Source organism: Pseudomonas putida (assembly GCF_009883635.2).
GTDB lineage: Bacteria > Pseudomonadota > Gammaproteobacteria > Pseudomonadales > Pseudomonadaceae > Aquipseudomonas > Aquipseudomonas putida_W.
On sequence record NZ_CP026115.2, the window covers coordinates 1,016,945 to 1,036,317 of the forward strand.

General features: G+C 62.9%; 13 protein-coding genes. 6 read left to right on the top strand and 7 right to left on the bottom strand.

The window, feature by feature from the left end:
* Positions 1-353: 353 nt before the first annotated feature.
* The 3 genes from C2H86_RS04535 to C2H86_RS04545 all read left to right on the top strand — a co-directional run bounded on the left by C2H86_RS04535 (position 354) and on the right by C2H86_RS04545 (position 5,300).
* A complete protein-coding gene (locus tag C2H86_RS04535) occupies positions 354-1,727 on the top strand; it encodes a TolC family outer membrane protein (RefSeq protein ID WP_159411599.1) in 1,374 nt (457 codons plus the stop codon).
* Positions 1,728-1,802: 75 nt separating this feature from the next.
* Complete coding sequence (locus tag C2H86_RS04540) at positions 1,803-3,938, top strand: type I secretion system permease/ATPase (RefSeq protein ID WP_159413057.1); 2,136 nt, start codon at positions 1,803-1,805, stop codon at positions 3,936-3,938.
* Positions 3,939-3,947: 9 nt separating this feature from the next.
* The gene (locus C2H86_RS04545) at positions 3,948-5,300 is read left to right on the top strand and encodes an HlyD family type I secretion periplasmic adaptor subunit (RefSeq protein WP_240349683.1); all 1,353 of its coding nucleotides are present in this window, start codon (positions 3,948-3,950) and stop codon (positions 5,298-5,300) included.
* A gap of 35 nt (positions 5,301-5,335) precedes the next feature.
* On the opposite strand, the gene C2H86_RS04550 is transcribed toward C2H86_RS04545, so the two are convergent.
* The 4 genes from C2H86_RS04550 to C2H86_RS04565 all read right to left on the bottom strand — a co-directional run bounded on the left by C2H86_RS04550 (position 5,336) and on the right by C2H86_RS04565 (position 13,053).
* Complete coding sequence (locus C2H86_RS04550; RefSeq protein ID WP_159411600.1) at positions 5,336-9,670, bottom strand: NEL-type E3 ubiquitin ligase domain-containing protein; 4,335 nt, start codon at positions 9,668-9,670, stop codon at positions 5,336-5,338.
* An 86-nt stretch (positions 9,671-9,756) separates the two neighbouring features.
* Positions 9,757-10,356, bottom strand: a complete 600-nt coding sequence (locus C2H86_RS04555; RefSeq protein WP_159411601.1) for a tRNA-uridine aminocarboxypropyltransferase — start codon at positions 10,354-10,356, stop codon at positions 9,757-9,759.
* A gap of 104 nt (positions 10,357-10,460) precedes the next feature.
* Positions 10,461-12,026, bottom strand: coding sequence for a methyl-accepting chemotaxis protein (locus C2H86_RS04560; RefSeq protein WP_159411602.1), 1,566 nt, complete (start codon positions 12,024-12,026; stop codon positions 10,461-10,463).
* A gap of 133 nt (positions 12,027-12,159) precedes the next feature.
* Positions 12,160-13,053 carry a LysR family transcriptional regulator gene (locus tag C2H86_RS04565; protein ID WP_027918723.1) on the bottom strand — a complete coding sequence of 298 codons (894 nt, stop codon included), beginning with the start codon at positions 13,051-13,053 and terminating at the stop codon, positions 12,160-12,162.
* Positions 13,054-13,278: 225 nt separating this feature from the next.
* Here C2H86_RS04565 and speB point away from each other — a divergent pair, with 225 nt between their 5' ends.
* Both speB and C2H86_RS04575 read left to right on the top strand, forming a co-directional pair.
* Positions 13,279-14,229, top strand: a complete 951-nt coding sequence (speB, locus tag C2H86_RS04570) for an agmatinase (RefSeq protein WP_012315641.1) — start codon at positions 13,279-13,281, stop codon at positions 14,227-14,229.
* Positions 14,230-14,369: 140 nt separating this feature from the next.
* Complete coding sequence (locus C2H86_RS04575; protein WP_159411603.1) at positions 14,370-15,749, top strand: sodium:solute symporter; 1,380 nt, start codon at positions 14,370-14,372, stop codon at positions 15,747-15,749.
* A 64-nt stretch (positions 15,750-15,813) separates the two neighbouring features.
* On the opposite strand, the gene C2H86_RS28585 is transcribed toward C2H86_RS04575, so the two are convergent.
* Both C2H86_RS28585 and ptrR read right to left on the bottom strand, forming a co-directional pair.
* Positions 15,814-15,942, bottom strand: coding sequence for a PA1414 family protein (locus C2H86_RS28585; protein ID WP_256215799.1), 129 nt, complete (start codon positions 15,940-15,942; stop codon positions 15,814-15,816).
* A 124-nt stretch (positions 15,943-16,066) separates the two neighbouring features.
* Entirely contained in the window at positions 16,067-16,960 is an 894-nt protein-coding gene (gene ptrR, locus C2H86_RS04580; protein WP_159411604.1) for a putrescine utilization regulator PtrR, read from the bottom strand.
* Between the two features lie 106 nt (positions 16,961-17,066).
* Between ptrR and C2H86_RS04585 the strand changes: the two genes are divergently transcribed.
* Positions 17,067-18,236 carry an MFS transporter gene (locus C2H86_RS04585; protein ID WP_159411605.1) on the top strand — a complete coding sequence of 390 codons (1,170 nt, stop codon included), beginning with the start codon at positions 17,067-17,069 and terminating at the stop codon, positions 18,234-18,236.
* 112 nt (positions 18,237-18,348) lie between these two features.
* On the opposite strand, the gene C2H86_RS04590 is transcribed toward C2H86_RS04585, so the two are convergent.
* The gene (locus C2H86_RS04590; protein ID WP_159411606.1) at positions 18,349-19,275 is read right to left on the bottom strand and encodes a DMT family transporter; all 927 of its coding nucleotides are present in this window, start codon (positions 19,273-19,275) and stop codon (positions 18,349-18,351) included.
* Positions 19,276-19,373: the final 98 nt, after the last annotated feature.

Sequence of the window (19,373 nt, forward strand, 5' to 3'; positions counted from 1 at the left end):
TTGGCGATAGTAGTAATGTAAGTTGGCCATCAATACATGCCAATTTTTTGTCGCCAAATACTGCTTTCACCTATCCGATCCGTGTCCTTAGCTGTAAAAAATCTGGAATTTCCTGAAGTGCCTGTAAGCCGCGCCTTGCAGCGGCTCGCAAATTCACTTGGATGAAACAATGTCTTGCTTTGCATAGACCGCATAAGTTTTTTTTCGCATATGCGTTATGAAAAAATATTCTTAGCTCGCGCGTTAAATGTTCTTAGCTCTGTTGTTACAAACGTGAAACGATTTGAACTATAAATATCGTCATTTTATTGGCGAAAGCAGGAATTTTTTGTGACCCAGGGAGAAGTACCCCCATGCGCGTTCTAACACCCCTCGCCAGCGCAATGCTGGTAGCCATGGCATGCACCAACGTCGAGGCGATGTCCCTCAACGAAGCTATCCAGAGTGCCGTGGATTACCACCCGCAGATCAGCTCGAATCGCAACAGCAAGCTTTCCGCCGACGAGGATGTGAAATTCGCCCGTGGTGGCTACTACCCGACCGTGGACCTCGTCGCCGGTTACGGGCGCCAGCGTTCGGACAACCTCAATACCCGCGGCCTCAACCCGGACGGCACGACCAACCACAACAAGGAAACCCTGAACTACACACAGTCGGAACTGCGCCTGCGGCAGATGATCTTCGACGGCTTCAACACCGCCAACGAGGTGGGCCGCACCGAGGCAGTGGCGACCTCGCGCGCCTATTACACCCAGGCCATCGCCCAGGACGTCGCCTTGCGCACGGTCGAGGTGTACCTGGAGGTGCTCAAGCGTCGAGAGCTGGTGGACCTGGCCAAGAACAACCTGCAAGCGCACTTGCGCGTCAACGACCAGATCGGCCTGCGCAGCGAGCGCGGCGTAGGCAGCACCGCCGACCTCGACCAGTCCCGCGCCCGTCGCGCCCTGGCAGAAAACAACCTGGATACCGCCGAAGTCGACCTCGCCGATGCCGAAGCCAACTTCTACAGCGTGGTCGGCCGCGTGCCTGACGAGCTGGAAGGGCCACAGTCGATCAAGGTGGAAATACCCGGCACCCTCGACCAGGCACGCGAAGGCATGCGCCAGAACAACCCTTACCTCAAATCGGCCCAGGCCGACGTCAATGCCGCAGAACAGCAGTACGAAGTGGCCAAGTCGCCGTTCTACCCGCGCCTGGACGCGGTGCTGGCCACAGGTGCCAACAACAATATCGGTGGCGAGCAAGGCCACAGCAACAACGACTGGCAGGCCGGCGTCGAGCTCAGTTACAACCTGTTCCGTGGCGGCAGTGACAAGGCTCGGCTGCAATCCGATGCGCACAAGATCAACCAGGCCCTGGACATCCGCAACAATGCCCTGCGCGAGCTGACCGAAAACCTCAGCCTGTCCTGGAACGCCATGAACAACGCCCGCAAGCAGACCCCGACCGCACGTGAGTACGCCGAGACCACCCAGCGCGTGCGCGCGGCCTACCAGGACCAGTTCGGCCTGGGCCAGCGCACCCTGCTCGACGTGCTCGACAGTGAAAACGAGCTGTACAACGCCAACCGCCGCTACACCGAAGTGCGCTACACCGAAGAGTTTTCCATGTACCGGGTACTGGCGACCATGGGTGAACTGTTGAGCAAGCAACGTATTTCACTACCCCCGGAGGCTATCGCCAACAACGAGGTACGGACCGAAGCCAGATTGCCCGAGATGCGCTAAGCGTCGCACGCACTGGCACGGATCGCCTGCACAGCAACCCATCCACCCTGGCGGGAGTAGGCCATCGTGACCAGTATGCAAAGCGCGCAACCGCGTCCGGATGTCGATGACCCACTGCTCGATGGCCTGCTGATCCTGTGCCGGCTGCACGGTCGCCCTGCCAGCCGTGCCAGCCTGTGTAGCGGCCTGCCCCTGGCCCAGCAGCGCCTGGGCGTAGGCTTGCTGCCGCGCGCTGCGGCGCGAGCCGGCCTGCAAGCGCGGGTGCTGGAACGAGCGCTTGATGACATCTCGGCGCTCAACCTGCCCGTGCTGCTGTTGCTCGACAATGGCCGCAGCGCGGTGTTGCAACGCTGGGGCGATGACGGCCGTGCGCTGATCCTGCCCTGCGAAGCTGAAGGTGGCGAGCAATGGGTCGAACGTGAAGCATTGCAACAGGCCTATAGCGGCAACGCCCTGTTCGCCCGCCCACGCCATACCCTGGAAGACGTGCGTGCTCCGCTGCTGCCGCGGGTCAACGCCTGGTTCCGCGACACCCTGCGCCATTCCCGCTGGCTGTACGGCGACGCCCTGCTGGCCAGCCTGCTGATCAACCTGCTCGGCCTGATGGTGCCGCTGTTCGTCATGCAGACCTACGACCGCGTGGTGCCCAACCAGGCGCTGTCGACCTTGTGGGTGCTGGTCGCCGGCCTTTTCTTAGGCACCGCCTTCGAGCTGGTGCTGCGCATGGTCCGCGCCCACCTGCTGGACCAGGCCGGCAAGAAAACCGACCTGATCCTCTCCGCCACCCTGTTCGAGCGCATCACCGGCATGGCCATGAAGGCCAAGCCCGCCACCATCGGTGGTTTCGCCCAGAGCATCCATGACTTCCAGGGCCTGCGTGAATTTCTCACCGCCGTTACCCTGACCAGCATCATCGACCTGCCCTTCGTGGCCCTGATGCTGCTGGTGATCGGCCTGCTCGGTGGCTGGCTGGTACTGATCCCGCTGATCGCCTTCCCGCTGGCAGTGGGCTTTGCCCTGATCATCCAGGCCCGCCTGCGCGACACCGTGCAGAAAAGCCTGAGCCTCGGTGCCGTGCGCCAGGCCCTGCTGATCGAAACCCTGGGCGGCCTGGAAACCCTCAAGGCCTGCGGCGCCGAAAGCGAACGCCAGTACCAGTGGGAGCACACCAACGCCGCCATCGCCCGCCTCGACGCCCATGCCCGCAACCTGTCGTCGCTGGCCAGCAACGGCACGCTGTTCATCCAGCAGTTCTGCGGCATGGCGACCATCGTTGCCGGGGTGTACAGCATCATCGCCGGCAACCTCAGCGTCGGCGCCCTGGTCGCCAGCTACATGCTTGGCAGCCGGGTGCTAGCCCCCCTCGGCCAGATCGCCGGGCTGATCACCCGATACCAGCAGGCACAGCTGACCATGCGCAGCACCGATGCGCTGATGGCCCTGCCTCAGGAACGTCAGCTGGACCAGCAGGCCCTGGAGCACACCACGCTCAAGGGTGGCCTGACGCTGAGCCACATCACGTTCCGTTATCCAGGGCAAGTGAGCCCGGCACTGCATGATGTGAACCTGACCATCACCCCCGGCGAGCGCATCGGCATCATCGGCCGCAGCGGCTCGGGCAAGAGCACCCTCGGGCGCCAGCTGATGGGCTTTCATCACCCTGACGAAGGCCAGGTGCTGCTGGACAACCTCGATCTGCGCCAGCTGGACATCGCCGACCTGCGCAGCCAGATCGGCTACGTGGCCCACGACCTGCCGCTGCTGGCCGGCAGCCTGCGCGACAACCTGACCCTCGGCGCGCGCCACATCAGCGATGCGCGCATGCTAGAAGTGGCCGAACTGACCGGCGTCAGCGAGCTGGCCCGGCAACACCCGAACGGTTTCGACCGCCCGGTGGGCGAGCGCGGCCAGCTGCTCTCCGGCGGCCAGCGTCAGGCGGTGCTTTTGGCCCGTGCACTGCTGCTGGAGCCGCCGATCCTGATACTCGACGAACCCACCAGCCACATGGACAACAGTAGCGAAGAGCAACTGCGCCAGCGCCTGCTGAGTTGGGTGCCAGGCAAGACCGTGCTGCTGGTCACCCACCGCACCTCGATGCTCAGCCTCGTCGACCGGCTGGTGGTGCTCGACAACGGCAAGATCGTCGCCGACGGGCCGAAGGATTCGGTTGTCGACGCCCTGCGCAAGGGCCGTATCGGCTCGGCCCTGTAGGAGCTCAACATGCCTCTCATGCAAAGCGTACGCAGCAGCCATGGCGCCGACAAACGGGCCGAGCGCGACTACATGCCGGAACTGGCCGGTGCCACCCTGCAGGACTCGCCACGCCTGTCGCGCCTGACCGTGTGGCTGGCCGCCGCGCTGTTGCTGGTGGCGCTGGTCTGGGCCAGCCTGGCGGTGCTCGACGAAGTGACGGTCGGCGAAGGCAAGGCGATCCCGTCGAGCAAGGTACAGGTGGTGCAGAACCTCGAAGGCGGTATCGTCACCGAGATCTTCGTGCGCGAGGGCCAGATGGTCGAGAAAGGCGCCACCCTGTTACGCCTGGACGACACCCGGTTCAAGTCCAACAAAGGCGAAAGCGAGGCTGACCGTTATGCCCTGACCGCCCAGGTCGAGCGCCTGTCGGCGGAAGCCGAAGGCCGCCCGTTCGTGCTCTCGGATGAAGTGCGCGCCAAGGCGCCCCAGGTTGCCGACGACGAGATCGCCCTGTACGGCTCGCGGCAACGGCGCCTGGCGAGTGAAAAACAAACCCTAAACGAACAGCTTCGGCAGAAGAACCAGGAGCTGGCCGAGTTCCGCTCCAAGGTCGATCAGTATCGCTCGGCCGTGGCGCTGTTGCAGCAGGAGACGGACATGTCGGCGCCGCTGGTGAGCAAAGGCGCTATTTCCCCAGTGGAGATCCTGCGCCTTAAGCAACGTACCGTGGAAGCCCGCGGCCAGCTCAATGCCACCAGCCTGGCCATCCCACGCGCCGAGGCGGCGATCGCCGAGATCAAGAGCAAGATCGAAGAGTCCGACGCCAGTTTCCGTTCGGACGCGGCCAAGGAGCTCAATGACAAGCGTACCGAGCTGTCCAAGATCACCGCCACCAGCATTGCCATTGATGACCGGGTCAACCGCACCACCGTGGTCTCGCCGGTGCGCGGCATCGTCAAGCTGCTCAAGGTCAACACCATCGGCGGCGTGGTGCAGCCAGGCAGCGACCTGGTGGAGATCGTGCCGATCGAGGACAACCTGCTGATCGAGGCCAAGGTGCGCCCGCAAGACGTGGCCTTCCTGCACCCGGGGCAACCAGCCATGGTCAAGTTCAGTGCCTATGACTACACCATCTACGGCGGACTCAAGGCCAAGCTGGAGCTGATCAGCGCCGATACCGTCACCGACGACAAAGGCAATGCGTTCTACCTGATCCAGGTGCGGACCGAGAAAAACCACCTGGGCGGGGACAACAAGCCGCTGCTGATCATCCCCGGGATGGTGGCCACGGTGGATATCATCACCGGGCAGAAGAGTGTGCTGGATTATCTGCTCAAACCGGTGCTCAAGGCCCGCACTGAAGCACTGCGCGAGCGCTGATGACCAGGTTTGTACGTAGAGTTTCCGAGCGGCGATCAAGCAAGGTGACGGGTATGAGCCTGACGAGTCAACTCCAGGATGAAGCGTCGCTCAGCCAGGGCACGTTCGGCCCTCAACGCATCGACCTGCTCCAGATAGCGCTGATCTGTACCTGACGCGGCCTGCTCTTCCAGGGTCGACAGCCGTTCATGGTAAGGCGTATCGAATGCTTCGAAACGCTCGGCATAGGCCGTGCGCAGGTAGTCCTTCCAGAAGTCCCTGCTGGCAAGCGAGTCACACAGGACCTGCGAGTTTTCCCTGGCAAGCACCATTGCCCTGGCATCTCGCAGGTCGGCTCGATTCACTTGACTGAAATGCTGGTAATGCATGTAGGCAGGCTGTGCCGGCAACCCCAGCGGCTCTGCCAACCCGATACGGTAGGCCAGGTAAACCTCAACCTCATCCACCGCTTCCGTAGGATTGAACGCCTGGACCTCGCGAACATGTTCAGCGGCAATCCGATCCACCTGCTCCAGCCGATAGAGCGAACGCCCCAGACGCAACATTCGCGCTTCGGCCTTTTCAGCGCTCAGCCCGGCAGAGCCGCGCACCACCAGCACCTTTATCTCCAGCTCACTCAAGATGAACAGCAGCTGATCCGCGCACGTGCGTGCGCCCCCAACCTGCTCGAACAGCGCCTGGCGCACCTCACTGTTCTGTTCGCAACTATCGAGGATAGCCCACACGCGCTGGCGCATATACCGCGGCCGAGCGAGAAACTCTTCAGAGCGACCGAGATCATGCAGAAAGCGGAAAAAATCTGCAGCATTCTGGCTTTCGTCCTCTACCAGCCGCTGCCAGACCTGCGAGCAGCGTGCGAGCTCGCTCGGGGCCAGGTCACTCAGCCAGATATTGCGCGCCGACGCTTCAAGCGCCGCATGTGCCGGGCGCGATACTTGACGGGTAAATGAACTTAAACGCCTCACTGCATCTGCTGTGAGCGGGTTGTCATGCAGGACCAGGCGTCCCAACCGGGCATGGTGCAGCTGCAGCACGAGCTCGCTTACCGTGGTGATCTGATTGTCGCGCACGTCGACGACTTCCAGCGTCGGATGCTCAAGCAGGGCGATGGGGACCCCGGACAGGCGGGTATTGCGCAATGATATCGCACGCAAACTGCTGGCGCCTCGCAGCGCAGGCACCGAGCCTATCGGGTTGTCACTCAAATCGAGCCAGCGAAGTTTCAACAACGCCGACAGACGCTCTTCACTGGCAGCGTCCACTACAATCCGGTTGCCGGACAGACAGAGGTCAGCCAGTTCTGTCAACCGCTCGATACCGGGGGGAATGGCCGTCAGCGCATTACGACCCAGGTCGAGAAGACGCAAGCCAGAAAATCGCTGCATGAAGGCGCTGTCGATGGTATCGAGCTGCATCCCGCGAAGTGTCAAGCGCCTTACATGATCGAAACGCACATTCTCCGGCAGGGTGGGCAAGCCACCAACAGCCTCACCGTCGACGGTCAGCACAAAAACACCGTCCGCATCCTGCAGCTTGCGCCGCCAAACGCGGCGCAATTGCTTGGCCAGCTGGTGTCGCCGGTAGCGTCGTGTCACGCTTCCCGCTTCACGGCACCAGTCCTCCAGGGCCTGGCGAAGCGAAGCCAGTTGCTGTTGCAGGTCGGCCAGATGCTCCCAAGGTGACCTACCGCTGTTTACCCACTGACTGATGAAGTCTTCGAGCTGGGCATCAGTCAATGTCGGATACAAGTTGCGCACTCCATGGCGCACGCCATGACGCGCACCCAGCTGCCGCCCGCTCAGCGGGTAACCCAGGCGCCCGTCGCCCAGGCGCAGCGGCGGGCGCAAGCCGGCCGAGGGTGGCACCATGCCGATCAGCTTGGCGGCCTGTTCGCGATTGCTGCCGAGCCAACGAATACAAGCGTCCGTAAGCTGTAGCGCGGTCGGTTCGACACTCCCCAGCTGCAGCTTCTGCACCGCGTCCATATGGCACAACAACGCTTGCGCGAGACTGTCCCCAGGCAGGGTGCCGGCCAACCCCTGGCCCTTATCATCGACAGCCTGGTACCCATCCTCTGTACGTGTAATCCGTCGCACTTCATTTGCCCGTTCGTCACCTTGCCGCACCAGCAATGGCCCATCAACGGCCTGCTCGCGCAGCTCGATACGGACCTGCTCGCTCCACGGAGTCAGATGGTCGACTAGACGCACCATGAGTGTTTCGCAATCGCTGTTCACCGCGGACTTCTGGTAAAGCCCCGCGCATGCCCGATCCAGCCGGCTGTCCCGCAAGGCCCAGCGAGCCTGTTCGGCAAGTGGCAACGGCACCCGCCCTTTTCTCAACATCTGCTCATACTGAAAACCGCTGGCCGATTCCACGATCATCTCGGCGCTGCGTGCAGTCAGGTCGGGAAAATCACGACGCAGCAGTTGCTCGGCGGCAGTTCCGAGCTTTTGCCGGGCTGCGATACGCTGTTCGAATGCCTCTGCGCGCAGCATGGGCTCGGCGGCGTGCAGGCGATGGCGCTCCAGTGCATCGAGCAACCGCGACGGCGCCTTGGCGCCTTCGACATGCAGGCGTCTCAGTCGATCCCTGTCAAAACCGGTGGTGCCCAGGATATCCGTGGCTTCAATGTCACTCACGTCAGCCAGCAGGCTGCCGAGTCGGCTGAGCATCACCTGCTGGTCGTCCCAAACGTGGGCTTGTTCGAATTCGTGATACCAACCACCACTGCCGTTGTTGCGCAGCAAGGGACCATGAGCGTTCGCCCGACGCGGATGACGGATCCGCCATTCACCCTCGGTCCCGGTCGGCTCTACCAGAAAGCTCCCTTGCTGCAGTTTGATGCGTTGCTGCCCCAGCTCTCCCATCACCTGGGCTACCGGGCTTTGATCATCTGCAATTCGATAACCTTGCAGGCTGCCGTCACACAGGCGTAGTCGACCATCCTCAGGCAGCACAGGCAGCAAGGCGTCGACGAAAGGTATCCGCTCGATGAGCCTGCTCACGGCAGCGCCTCCGGCTGCGAAAACTACGCCTGCGCCCAGCATGCCGGCCACGGCGAACAGATGGCCCAAGGCAGACTGCCGATCGCCCAACTTCCAGTCCTCGTATCCCTCATAGACTTCATCGAACAGCTGGGCTGCAGCGATGCCCAGCATGACCACGCCAAGCCCAGGCACGAAAAGTGAGGCAAGCGTCAACAGGTCGAGCCCTGCATTGGCATAACTGTGCAATCGCGCCTCGCGGGTCGCCATATCCTCAACTTCGGTCGGCACGGCAAGCAACCGGGCATCGGCGATGATCTTTTCGATGTGTGCCTGACGCATGTGGGAGAACAGCGAAAGTGTGATCGCCTGGTTTCTTCCATCCAGCTGCAACGCATTCATCGCCGTAGTGGACTGAAGACCTGCAAGTACAGCGAAGAAAGCTGGACGGTCTGCTTCGCTGAGGAAGCGCATGAAAAACGTCCCGTAGTCGTTTTGGCGCAAGCGCAGGCCCAGTTCTTCATACAAAGCTGACCACGAGGGATACCGCGCAAGTTCACCGTGCGGGTCATCGGGCACCCAAGCGACAACGCCCTCCAGTGTCGCATTGCGACTTCTGCCACTGCGGATCTCAAGTGCGACCACGCCGACAATCTGCTTGCCAAGCAGGTACAGCTTGCAAGGACGAATATCAACGGAATACACCGGAACGATGGGCTCGGCACTGATCAATGGAAGCAGCTGCAGAAAGGTCAGTTCGTCGATTTCGAACTTGAGCGCCGCCAGCCGCACGGCAACTTCGAAATTGCTTTGCTGCACCTGCTCCAGCATTTGGTCGATGGCTTGTCGCTCCAGCACATTGCTCGGCAAGAAATGGCTTTCAAGGTATGCCTGGTACTTCCCGCCGATATCCAGGGACCGGCACAGTGCGGCATAGGCACCGGGGCGCAATGGCAACGTTGCTCCCGAACCATCGTCCAACCGCGACTCAGGCAGCCACAGCTCCTCAGCCACTTCATTGACTGCAAAGTTGTGCAACGCCGACGCCAGCAGCGACCGAGTGGATTCAGAGCGCTCCCATGGCAATGGCAGTGTGGGCGTAACAGGGGCATTGAGTTTTCGCCATACCCTATGTAGCTGCCCCTTGCGTACGTCATGGACTTTTCCCGTCACCGCTTGCAAGGCGCTGATCAGCAAGATCTCGGCAAAGACGTCCAGTGGGGTCACGGCGCCGTAGCGTGCCTTCAACTGATCCTGCCGCCGATCTTGCTGCATCATTGCCAACTGCAATGCACTAAGACGATCTGCTGGGGCGTTCTTCATCCAGGCTGGCAGCCGGTTGCCAATCAGGTTGTCTATCGATTCCGGGGCAATTGTGAACATGGTGCATCCTTGTTGGAGGAAACACCTACTTCATCATCGCGCTCATAGCCACAAGCGTTAGTTATCTATTCCAGCGCGCCGGTCATTCAATGGCCTGTGTGATTGCGTTCAAATGTCGCCCCCCCCATGGCCTCGATCTGCCCCTCGATCAAAGCCTCGAAAGGCCGCAGCAATTCACCGAAATTCCCCTGCGGTTCCAGCACATTCAATGCCTGTACCACCGCCTCGATCGTCGACACCGCCCCCGGCTCCGGCGCCTTGCGCAGGCGGTAGCGTGAAGGCGCCACTTGCGCCAGCGTCACCCTGGGCAACGCCTCCAGCAGCGGGTTCAGGTACAGCAGCTTGCGTGCCTTGCGCCAGGTGCCGTCGGGGACGATCAACATCAACGGCCTGTCGTCCGTTTCGCCGTAGGCTGTCAGCGCTTGCGCCTGCTCGCCTGGGAACAGCAGCACGGGCCGATAGCCTGGGGTCGCCAACAATTCGGCAAGATCAGCGAACACTTCGCCAACCCGCAGTTCGGCATTGACCAGGCCCAGGGCGGCCAGGCGGGCGGTGTTCAGCGCGTGCGCAGTTTCACTGGGGTGCTGCAGCAACACCACCCGGGTGCGGCTGGCGAGGCTGGGAATCAGCGGGCAGAGGCAATGGTCGAGCGGGCGCTGGCAGCGTTCGCAGCGGGGTCTGGGCATGGGGTTCTCCGTTGGCAGACGGATTTTGCCACAGGCCGGAATTTTGGGCCCGCTTTGCGGGCCATTCGCGGGGCAATCCCGCGAATGGGCTTGCAAGACTAAATTTAGCGGTTGAAACGTTCGGCCAGGCTGTGCAGATACTCGGCCATGCGCTCCAGGTCCTGGCTGATCTCGGCACCCTGCTTGGCCTGCCCTGCGCTCTGGTCGCACAGCTGGGCAATCCGCACGATCTGCTGGTTGATGTCCTCGGCCACATGGCTCTGCTGCTCCGACGCCGTGGCCATCTGCTGGCTCATGCCGGTAATGCGGCTGACCGCCTGGGCGATCCCGGCCAACGCCGCCTGCACCGCCTCGACACTGTGCACGCTATCCCGCGAAATCTGCTCGCCGCGGCTGGCGGTGCTCACCGCCCGCTCGGCGCCGGCACGCAGCGAGGCGATGATCTGGTGGATCTCGTCGGTGGAGTCGCGCGTGCGCCGGGCCAGCGAGCGCACCTCGTCGGCGACCACGGCAAAGCCCCTGCCCTGCTCGCCAGCCCGGGCCGCCTCGATCGCGGCGTTGAGCGCCAGCAGGTTGGTCTGCTCGGCAATCGAGGTGATCACGTCGACCACACTGCCGATCGACTGGGTCTGCTCGGCCAGGGCATTGACCGCCTGGCCGATGTCGCTGACCGCCTCGCTCATACTGCCCATGGCCTTCAGGCTCTGCTGCGCCAGCTCGCTGCCGTGCTGGGCCAGCTGGTCGGCGTCACCTGCAGCATGGGCGGTGCTTTGTACGTTGTGGGTGACCTCCTGAATGGTCGCGGCCATCTGCGCGATGGCCGTGGCCGACTGGTCGGTCTCGCTGCGCTGACGATCGAGCATCTGCGCCTGGGCATCAGACAGGTCGGCCGACTGGGCTGCCCGCGACTTGACACCGACGCCGGCATCCACCAGACGGGTGAGCGCAGTCTGCAGGCGCGCCTCTTCGCTGATGATGGCCAGGTCGAGCTGGCCCTGCAGGCCAGGGTTGTCACTGTAGGTCAGGGCCACCAGGGGGCTGGTGAACGCCTTGGGGTGTTCAGCGAGCGTGCGGCGGATTGCCTGGTCTTGCTGATGTTCGATCAGGTACCAGGCCACCAGCAAGCTGGCCATCAACAAGCCCAGCGCCGCGTAGGGTGGCAACCAGAGGTAACCGGCAGCCGACAACAGACCTGCGCCGATCAGTGGCCAGCCGTGGCCCAGGCCACGGACGAGCCGGGCTGCCCACGACACCGGTGGCTTGCCTGCACGCAGCCGTGCGTAAAGGGCCTCGGCACGGCGGATCTGCTCGCGGGTCGGCACTGAACGCACCGACTCATAGCCACTGATGCGGCCATTTTCGTAGATCGCCGTGACATAGGCGCTGACCCAGTAGTAGTCGCCGTTCTTGGCGCGGTTCTTGACCACGCCCATCCAGGGTTTGCCTTGCTTGATGGTCTCCCACATATGCCCGAAAACCGCCGGCGGCATGTCGGGATGACGCACCAGATTGTGCGGCTGGCCCACCAACTCCTCGTAAGTGAAGCCGCTGATCGCCACGAAGGCATCGTTGCAGTAGGTGATACGGCTGTTGAGGTCCGTGGTGGAGATGAGGCGCTGATCACTGGAAAAGGTTCTTTCATGCTCAGTGACGGGCAAGTTCATGCGCATCTTGAACGGTCCTTCGAAGATGGGAGTAAGAGAACAGCGCAACTAAATATCTAGCAGAGCGTGGAGAAGTTAGCGGCCAGCTTGGCGATTAATTTAGCGCTGACCGTCGGATTGTCAGACAATTTGCGACCTATCAACCGACATACAGTTGGCTCTTGAGCAAATCCCGGAATGTTTGTATCAGCGGCTCCCGGCTACGCCCCCTGCGGATGATCAGCGAGAATGGCGCCTGGTAGCCGAAAGTGGCCGGTGATAGCACCCGCAGGTCGCCTTTGTCGGCCCACGCCTGGGCATAGTGTTCGGGCAAGTAACCTATATAGGCGCCGGAGAGGATCAGGATCAGCTGCGCCTCCATGCTCTCGACCGTCGCCGCGCTGTGCTTGAAGCCATGCCGGGCCAGCTCGGCCTGGCTCCAGTAACCGCGCCCGACCATGCGCTGCTGGGTCACCACCTGCTCAGGGATGCGCCTTTCGGCGAACAGCGGGTGGCGGCTGCTGCAGTACAGCCAGTGCTGCTCACGGTACAGCGGTTGATACAGCAGGCCGCTCATGCGCGAGGAGAACGCGCCGATGGCCAGGTCCAGGCGGTTGTCCTGCACACCCAGTTGCAGTTCGTAAGGGCTGGACACCGACAGGTGCAGGTGCACGGCCGGGTGCTCCTGGCTGTAGGCGCCGATCACTTCGGCCAGTGGCAGTGCGCGATCGCCTACGGTGGAGTCGATCACGCCGAGGTTGAGCGTGCCGCGCAGCTCTCCCTTGAGCGCTGCTGCATACTGTTCGAAACCATCCAGCTCGGCCAGCAGGCGCAGTGTCTCCTGGTGGAACAGCTCGCCCTTGCTGGTCAGGCTGAAGCCACCGCGGCCCCGGTGGCACAAGACGATACCCAAAGCGCCTTCGAGCTGGCTCATGTAGGTGCTGATGGCCGAGGTCGACAGGTTGAGCTCGCGCTGGGCATTGGCGAACCCCTGGTGACGCACCACGCTGACGAAGATGCGCAGCAGTTTCAGGTCGGGCAAGGTCGAGGCCATGGTGCAACGGTTCCGCAGGGGTATTTGCGCGCAGTCTAACCGCTCCTGCGGCCTTTAGTTCAGAAATTCCTGAAGTAAGTATTTGCCGGTAGCGATTTTTCCCACGCACTACCTTGCGCAGACTTGGCCGAAATGTCCCTGCCCGCCGGCGTATACAAATCTGAAAGGCGTGCGGCGGCACAGGTTCGAACAAACAAAACAATCGACCGACTGATGAGGCCCACCGTGGACAAAGTTCTCCACCAACCACTGGGCGGCAACGAAATGCCGCGTTTCGGCGGCATCGCCACCATGCTCCGTCTTCCCCACCTGCAAAGCGCCGAAGGCCTTGACGCCGCGTTCATCGGCGTACCGCTGGACATCGGCACCTCGCTGCGCTCCGGCACCCGTTTCGGTCCGCGGCAGATCCGTGCCGAATCGGTGATGATCCGCCCGTACAACATGGCCACCGGTGCCGCCCCGTTCGACTCGCTGTCGGTGGCCGACATCGGTGACGTGGCGATCAACACCTTCAACCTGCTCGACGCCGTGCGCATCATCGAAGAAGCCTACGACGAGATCGTCGAGCACAATGTCATCCCGATGACCCTGGGTGGCGACCACACCATCACCCTGCCGATCCTGCGTGCCCTGCACAAGAAGCACGGCAAGATTGGCCTGGTGCACATCGATGCCCACGCCGACGTCAACGACCACATGTTCGGCGAGAAGATCGCCCACGGCACCACCTTCCGCCGCGCCGTGGAAGAAGGCCTGCTCGATTGCGACCGTGTGGTGCAGATCGGCCTGCGCGCCCAGGGCTACACCGCCGATGACTTCAACTGGAGCCGCCGCCAGGGCTTCCGCGTGGTCCAGGCCGAAGAGTGCTGGCACAAGTCGCTGGAACCGCTGATGGCCGAAGTACGCGAAAAGGTCGGCGGTGGCCCGGTGTACCTGTCGTTCGACATCGACGGCATCGACCCGGCCTGGGCCCCAGGCACCGGCACCCCGGAAATTGGCGGCTTGACCACCATCCAGGCGATGGAGATCATTCGCGGCTGCCACGGCCTGGACCTGATCGGCTGTGACCTGGTCGAAGTCTCCCCGCCTTACGACACCACCGGCAACACCTCGCTGCTCGGCGCCAACCTGCTGTTCGAGATGCTCTGCGTGCTACCGGGCGTCGTGCGTCGCTGATCAGCTTTGCCTGAAGTACCCCGGCAGGAGCCATGAGGGAGGGCCATAGAGGCCCGCCAACACAAGACAAGACCGCCGGGCGCCGTGAACACGCCTGAGCGGTCGATCTCGCCATAATAAAGATAATCGGGAGACCCCCAATGGCCTTGGACATCATTGTTGTAATGATCTATACCGTCGGCATGCTAGGGCTGGGCTGGTATGGCATGCGGCGCGCGAAAACCCAGGAAGACTACCTGGTGGCCGGGCGCAACCTCGGCCCGACCCTGTACATGGGCACCATGGCCACCACCGTGCTCGGCGGCGCCTCCACCGTCGGCACCGTACGCCTGGGGTACGTCCACGGCATCTCTGGTTTCTGGCTCTGTGCCGCCCTGGGCCTGGGCATCATCGCCCTCAACCTGTTCCTCGCCAAGCCGTTGCTGCGCCTGAAGATCTTCACCGTCACCCAGGTGCTGGAACGCCGTTACAACCCCATGGCCCGCCAGGCCAGCGCGGCCATCATGCTGGCCTATGCGCTGATGATCGGCGTCACCTCGACCCTGGCCATGGCCACCGTCCTGCAAGTGCTGCTCGACCTGCCGTTCTGGGCGTCGCTGCTGCTCGGCGGCGGTGTGGTAGTGGTCTATTCGACCATCGGCGGCATGTGGTCGCTGACCCTCACCGACATCGTCCAGTTCGTCATCAAGACCGTTGGCCTGATGTTCATCCTGCTGCCGGTGTGCCTGTACAAGGCCGGTGGCTGGGACACCCTGGTAGCCAAGCTGCCGGCGGCCAGCTTCAGCTGGACCACCATCGGCTGGGACACCATCATCACCTACTTCCTCATCTACTTCTTCGGCATTCTGATTGGCCAGGACATCTGGCAGCGGGTGTTCACTGCCCGTGACGAGAAGGTCTGCCAGCGCGCCGGCACCACCGCAGGTGTGTACTGCGTCCTGTACGGCCTGGCGTGCGCCCTGATCGGCATGTCCGCCCATGTACTGATGCCGGACCTGGCCAACCCGAACAACGCCTTTGCCGAGATGATCAAAGGCCAGCTGCCGGAAGGCATTCGTGGCCTGCTGATGGCGGCAGCCCTGGCGGCGATGATGTCGACAGCCAGTGCCGGCCTGCTGGCGGCCTCGACCACCCTGACCGAAGACCTGCTGCCCAAGCTGCGTGGCGGCAAGCCGTCGAGCCTGGGTGTCAGCCGCCTGTTCACCCTGATCACCGGCCTGGTGGTACTGGGCATCGCCCTGGCAGTGAACGATGTGATCAGTGCACTTACCCTGGCCTACAACCTGCTGGTTGGCGGCATGCTGATCCCGCTGATCGGTGCGATCTTCTGGAAGCGCGCCACCACCGCAGGCGCCATCGCCAGCATGTCGCTGGGCTTTGCCACCGCACTGTTCTTCATGTTCAAGGACGGGCTGGATGCCAACACGCCGATCTACTACAGCCTGGCGGTTGGCCTGGTGAGCTTCGTGCTGGTGAGCATGCTGTCGCGCAAGCCGGTGGGTGAATTCAAGCTGGCCTGATCAGGCCACAACAGCAGCAACAAAAAGGCCGCAGCATCTGACAGATGCTGCGGCCTTTTGCATTTCAGCGACGACGCGGCTGGCGCTTGCGCTGCTCTTCATCAGTCGGGATCGGCACCGGCTGCAAGGGTGGTGGAATCAGCCCCAAAGCGACGGCCAGGTCGTGGAGCCAGTTGAACATTTGGTTTTTCATAATGCCCCCTTGACGGGTCAGCCTCACGGCAATTCAATCCTGCGATGTTTCATACAGATCATAGTCCGATGTCCTGTACTACGCATGCTCTTGTTCCTACAGATATGGGCTAGTTTGACGCGGATCAAGCGGAAACGGCGCATTCCGACGACTGGTTAATCGTTTCGCTTTGTTGCACGTCGATCCAGGCCTGCAAATTCGCCCCGCGCATGCCCTGCCGCCACATCAACCAGGTTTCCGCGTGGTCGAATGGCGGCTGCAAGCGATGGGCGTGCACCCGGTCGCGCCCGGGCAGGCTTTCGAGCATCGATTGCGCCATCAAGGCCACCCCCGCACCGGCAATCACGCAGGCCAGCATGCTCTGGTACGACTCGATCTCCATCACTCGACCCATCGGCGTGTGGTCATGGGCATACCAGGCCTCCAGACGCATCCGGTAGGAACAGCCCTGGCGGAAGGTGAACACTGCCTTGCCCGCCACGTCCCTGGCACTGCGCACCGCGGGATGCTCCGGGCTGGTGATCAAGACCAGCACTTCATCGCACAGCGGCACACCATCCAGCCCGGCCAGGCTTGGCGGGCCGTCCACCAGTGCCGCATCCAGGCGATGGCTGAGCAGGCCTTCGAGCAGGTCGCCGCTGGGGGCCGCCTGCACCTGCAGGTTCACCGCCGGGTATTGCTGGTGATAGCGCGCCAGCAGCGCCGGCAAGTGGATCGCGGCAGTGCTGTACATGGTACCCAGCGCGAAATCGCCGGCCGGCTGGCCGCCCTGCACCGCCGCCACGGCTTCGTCACGCAGTGCCGAAAGGCGGCTGGCGTAATCCAGCAGCACCTTGCCGGCAGGTGACAGTTGCAGGCGCTGGCGCTCGCGCAGGAACAGCTCCACCCCCAGCTGCTCCTCGAGCTGACGCAGGCGCGTCGACAGGTTCGACGGCACCCGGTGCAGGCGCTCGGCAGCACGGGTGACCGAGCCCTCCTCGGCGACGGCCTGGAAGATGCGCAGTTGGCTGAACTCCATGACATTCTCCAAAACAGAACAACTTGATCATCATTATTCAATTTTATTGAAAGTCAACTCACCCTAACCTGCCATCCATCGCATTGATTCGCGCAGGAGAGTTCTCATGTCGCCGTTCACACAACTGCTGGCCAGCGCCGTGGCCCTGATGATGGCCATGGGCATCGGCCGCTTCGCCCTCACCCCACAATTGCCGCAACTGATCGCCGAAGGCCAGTTCGACCTGACCGCCGCCGGGCTGGTGGCGGCAGCCAATTACCTGGGTTATCTCCTTGGCGCCGTGGACGCCATGTACGCCCGTCGCCCAAACCAGGTGAAACTGCGCCTGCACGGTGGCCTGTGGTTGTGCGTGCTGCTGACCCTGGCCTCTTGGGCTGCGGACGGCTTCTGGAGCCATTTGCTGCTGCGCTTCGGGACCGGCGTGGCCAGCGCCTGGGTGCTGGTGATGATCACCAGCCTCAGCCAGCAAGTGGCCAATGCCCACAACCGCCAGCGCCTGGGGGCGATGGTGTTCGCCGGGCCTGGGCTGGGCATCGCGCTGACGGGTTTGCTGGCACTGGCTGCGCATCTGCTGGGGCTGGGATCGGCGGCACTCTGGCTGATCTATGCCGTTGCGGCCTTGGTCATGCTGCTGGCCGTGCGCCCCTGGCTGCCTCGCGCCCTGCAACCTGCCGTGGTGCCCGCCGCCGCGCAGCAGGGCCCGAGCCGCAGCGTCGGCATTGCTCGCCTGGGCCTGGTCTATGCCCTGTATGGCGTGGGCTACATCCTGCCAGCCACCTTCCTGTCGCAGATGGCCAACCAGCAGTTTAGCGGCAACTGGATGGCCGACCTGTTCTGGCCAGCGTTCGGCCTGGCGGCGGCGCTCGGTGTGGTGTTGGTGAGCCTGCGTCGGGCAGGCCGTACTTCGGCCTGGCTGACGGTCACCCTGTGGTTGCAAGGGTTGGGGGTACTGGCCTGCCTGATGGGCGGTGGCGTTGGCCTGGCACTGGGCGTGGTGCTGTGCGGTGGGCCATTCCTGGCTTGCATGCAGCTGGTAATGCAGCGCTCGCGGGAACTGGCGCCGCATGCCACACAGCGCAATGCCGGGCTGCTGACTGCGTGCTTTGCTCTGGGGCAGCTGAGTGGGCCGTTGCTGGCGGCGTTGAGCAACCATTACAGCGGAAGTTTGCAGCCGGCGCTTGTGTTGGCGGCGGCAGGGTTGGGAGTGGCGGGTGTACTGGTCCTGACCGGTGGCCAGAGTGTTCAGAGTTGCCAAGCCGTAACACAGGCAGCCTGATGATTTGAGGTTGGGTGCACCGGCCCTTTCGCGGGTCAAGCCCGCCCCTAAAGGATCACCGCTGGCCTGTAGGAGCGGGCTTGACCCGCGAAAGGGCCGGCACAGGCAACCATTACCCTACAATCCGGCGCAGCTGCTGTTTCACCCAAGGCTCGGCACTTACCAGGATCACGCCGAGCAATACCATCAAAGCACCGATCACGAAATTCGCACTCAACGGCTCACCCAGCAGCACCACGCCGAATGTCACCCCGAACAACGGGGTGATGAACGAGAACACCGCCAGGTTGGAGGCCAGGTACTTGCGCAACAACCAGAACCAGGTCAGGTAACTGACGAACGACACCACGATCCCCTGGAACAGCACGCTGCCCACCGCCAGCGGCGTCAAGGTCACATTACCGATCTGCCCGCTGACCAGGGCGATCAGCAGCAACCCGGCGAAGCCCACCGCCAACTGATAGAACAAGGTCAGGGTTGCTGGAGCCTCCGAAAGGCGCGAACCACGCACCACCACCGTGGTCGCGCCCCAGGCCAGCCCGGCGAGCACGCCGAAGGCATCGCCCAGCAGCATGCGCCCATCCATCTCGGCGAACGACATGCCCCCGGCGAATGCCATAGCAATCCCGGCAAAGGCCAGCAAGATCCCGAGCCACTGCAGCAACCGCAGCCGTTCGCTGGGGAGCATGAAGTGCAAGCCAAGTGCGGTAAATACTGGCGCCGTGTAGAGGAACACCGACATGTGCGCCGCCGAGGTCAGCTTCAGGCCCTCGGCGATGAACAGGAACTCCAACCCGAACAAGCCGCCGGCCACGAGCCCGGCCCGCCAGGTGTTGCCCACCTGTTCCCAGCCACCGCGCCAGCAGATCATCAAACCTACCAGCATGGCGGCGATGCAGTTGCGCAGGGCGGCCTGCATCACTGGTGCGATATCCACCGCCGCGGTCTTGATCAGCACCTGCTGGCAACCCCAGATCAGGCACAGGCCCAGCATCACCTGGAAGGCAAAGGCGTCGGGGTTCTTGCGGGCCGCGCTCATGGGCGGGCCTTTTGGGTGGTCGAGGGCATCGGCAAGGGCTCGGCAGTGGTCAAGAAATGCCGATTATCGGGTTTCCTGGCCTGCCCTTGCCAGCCTCA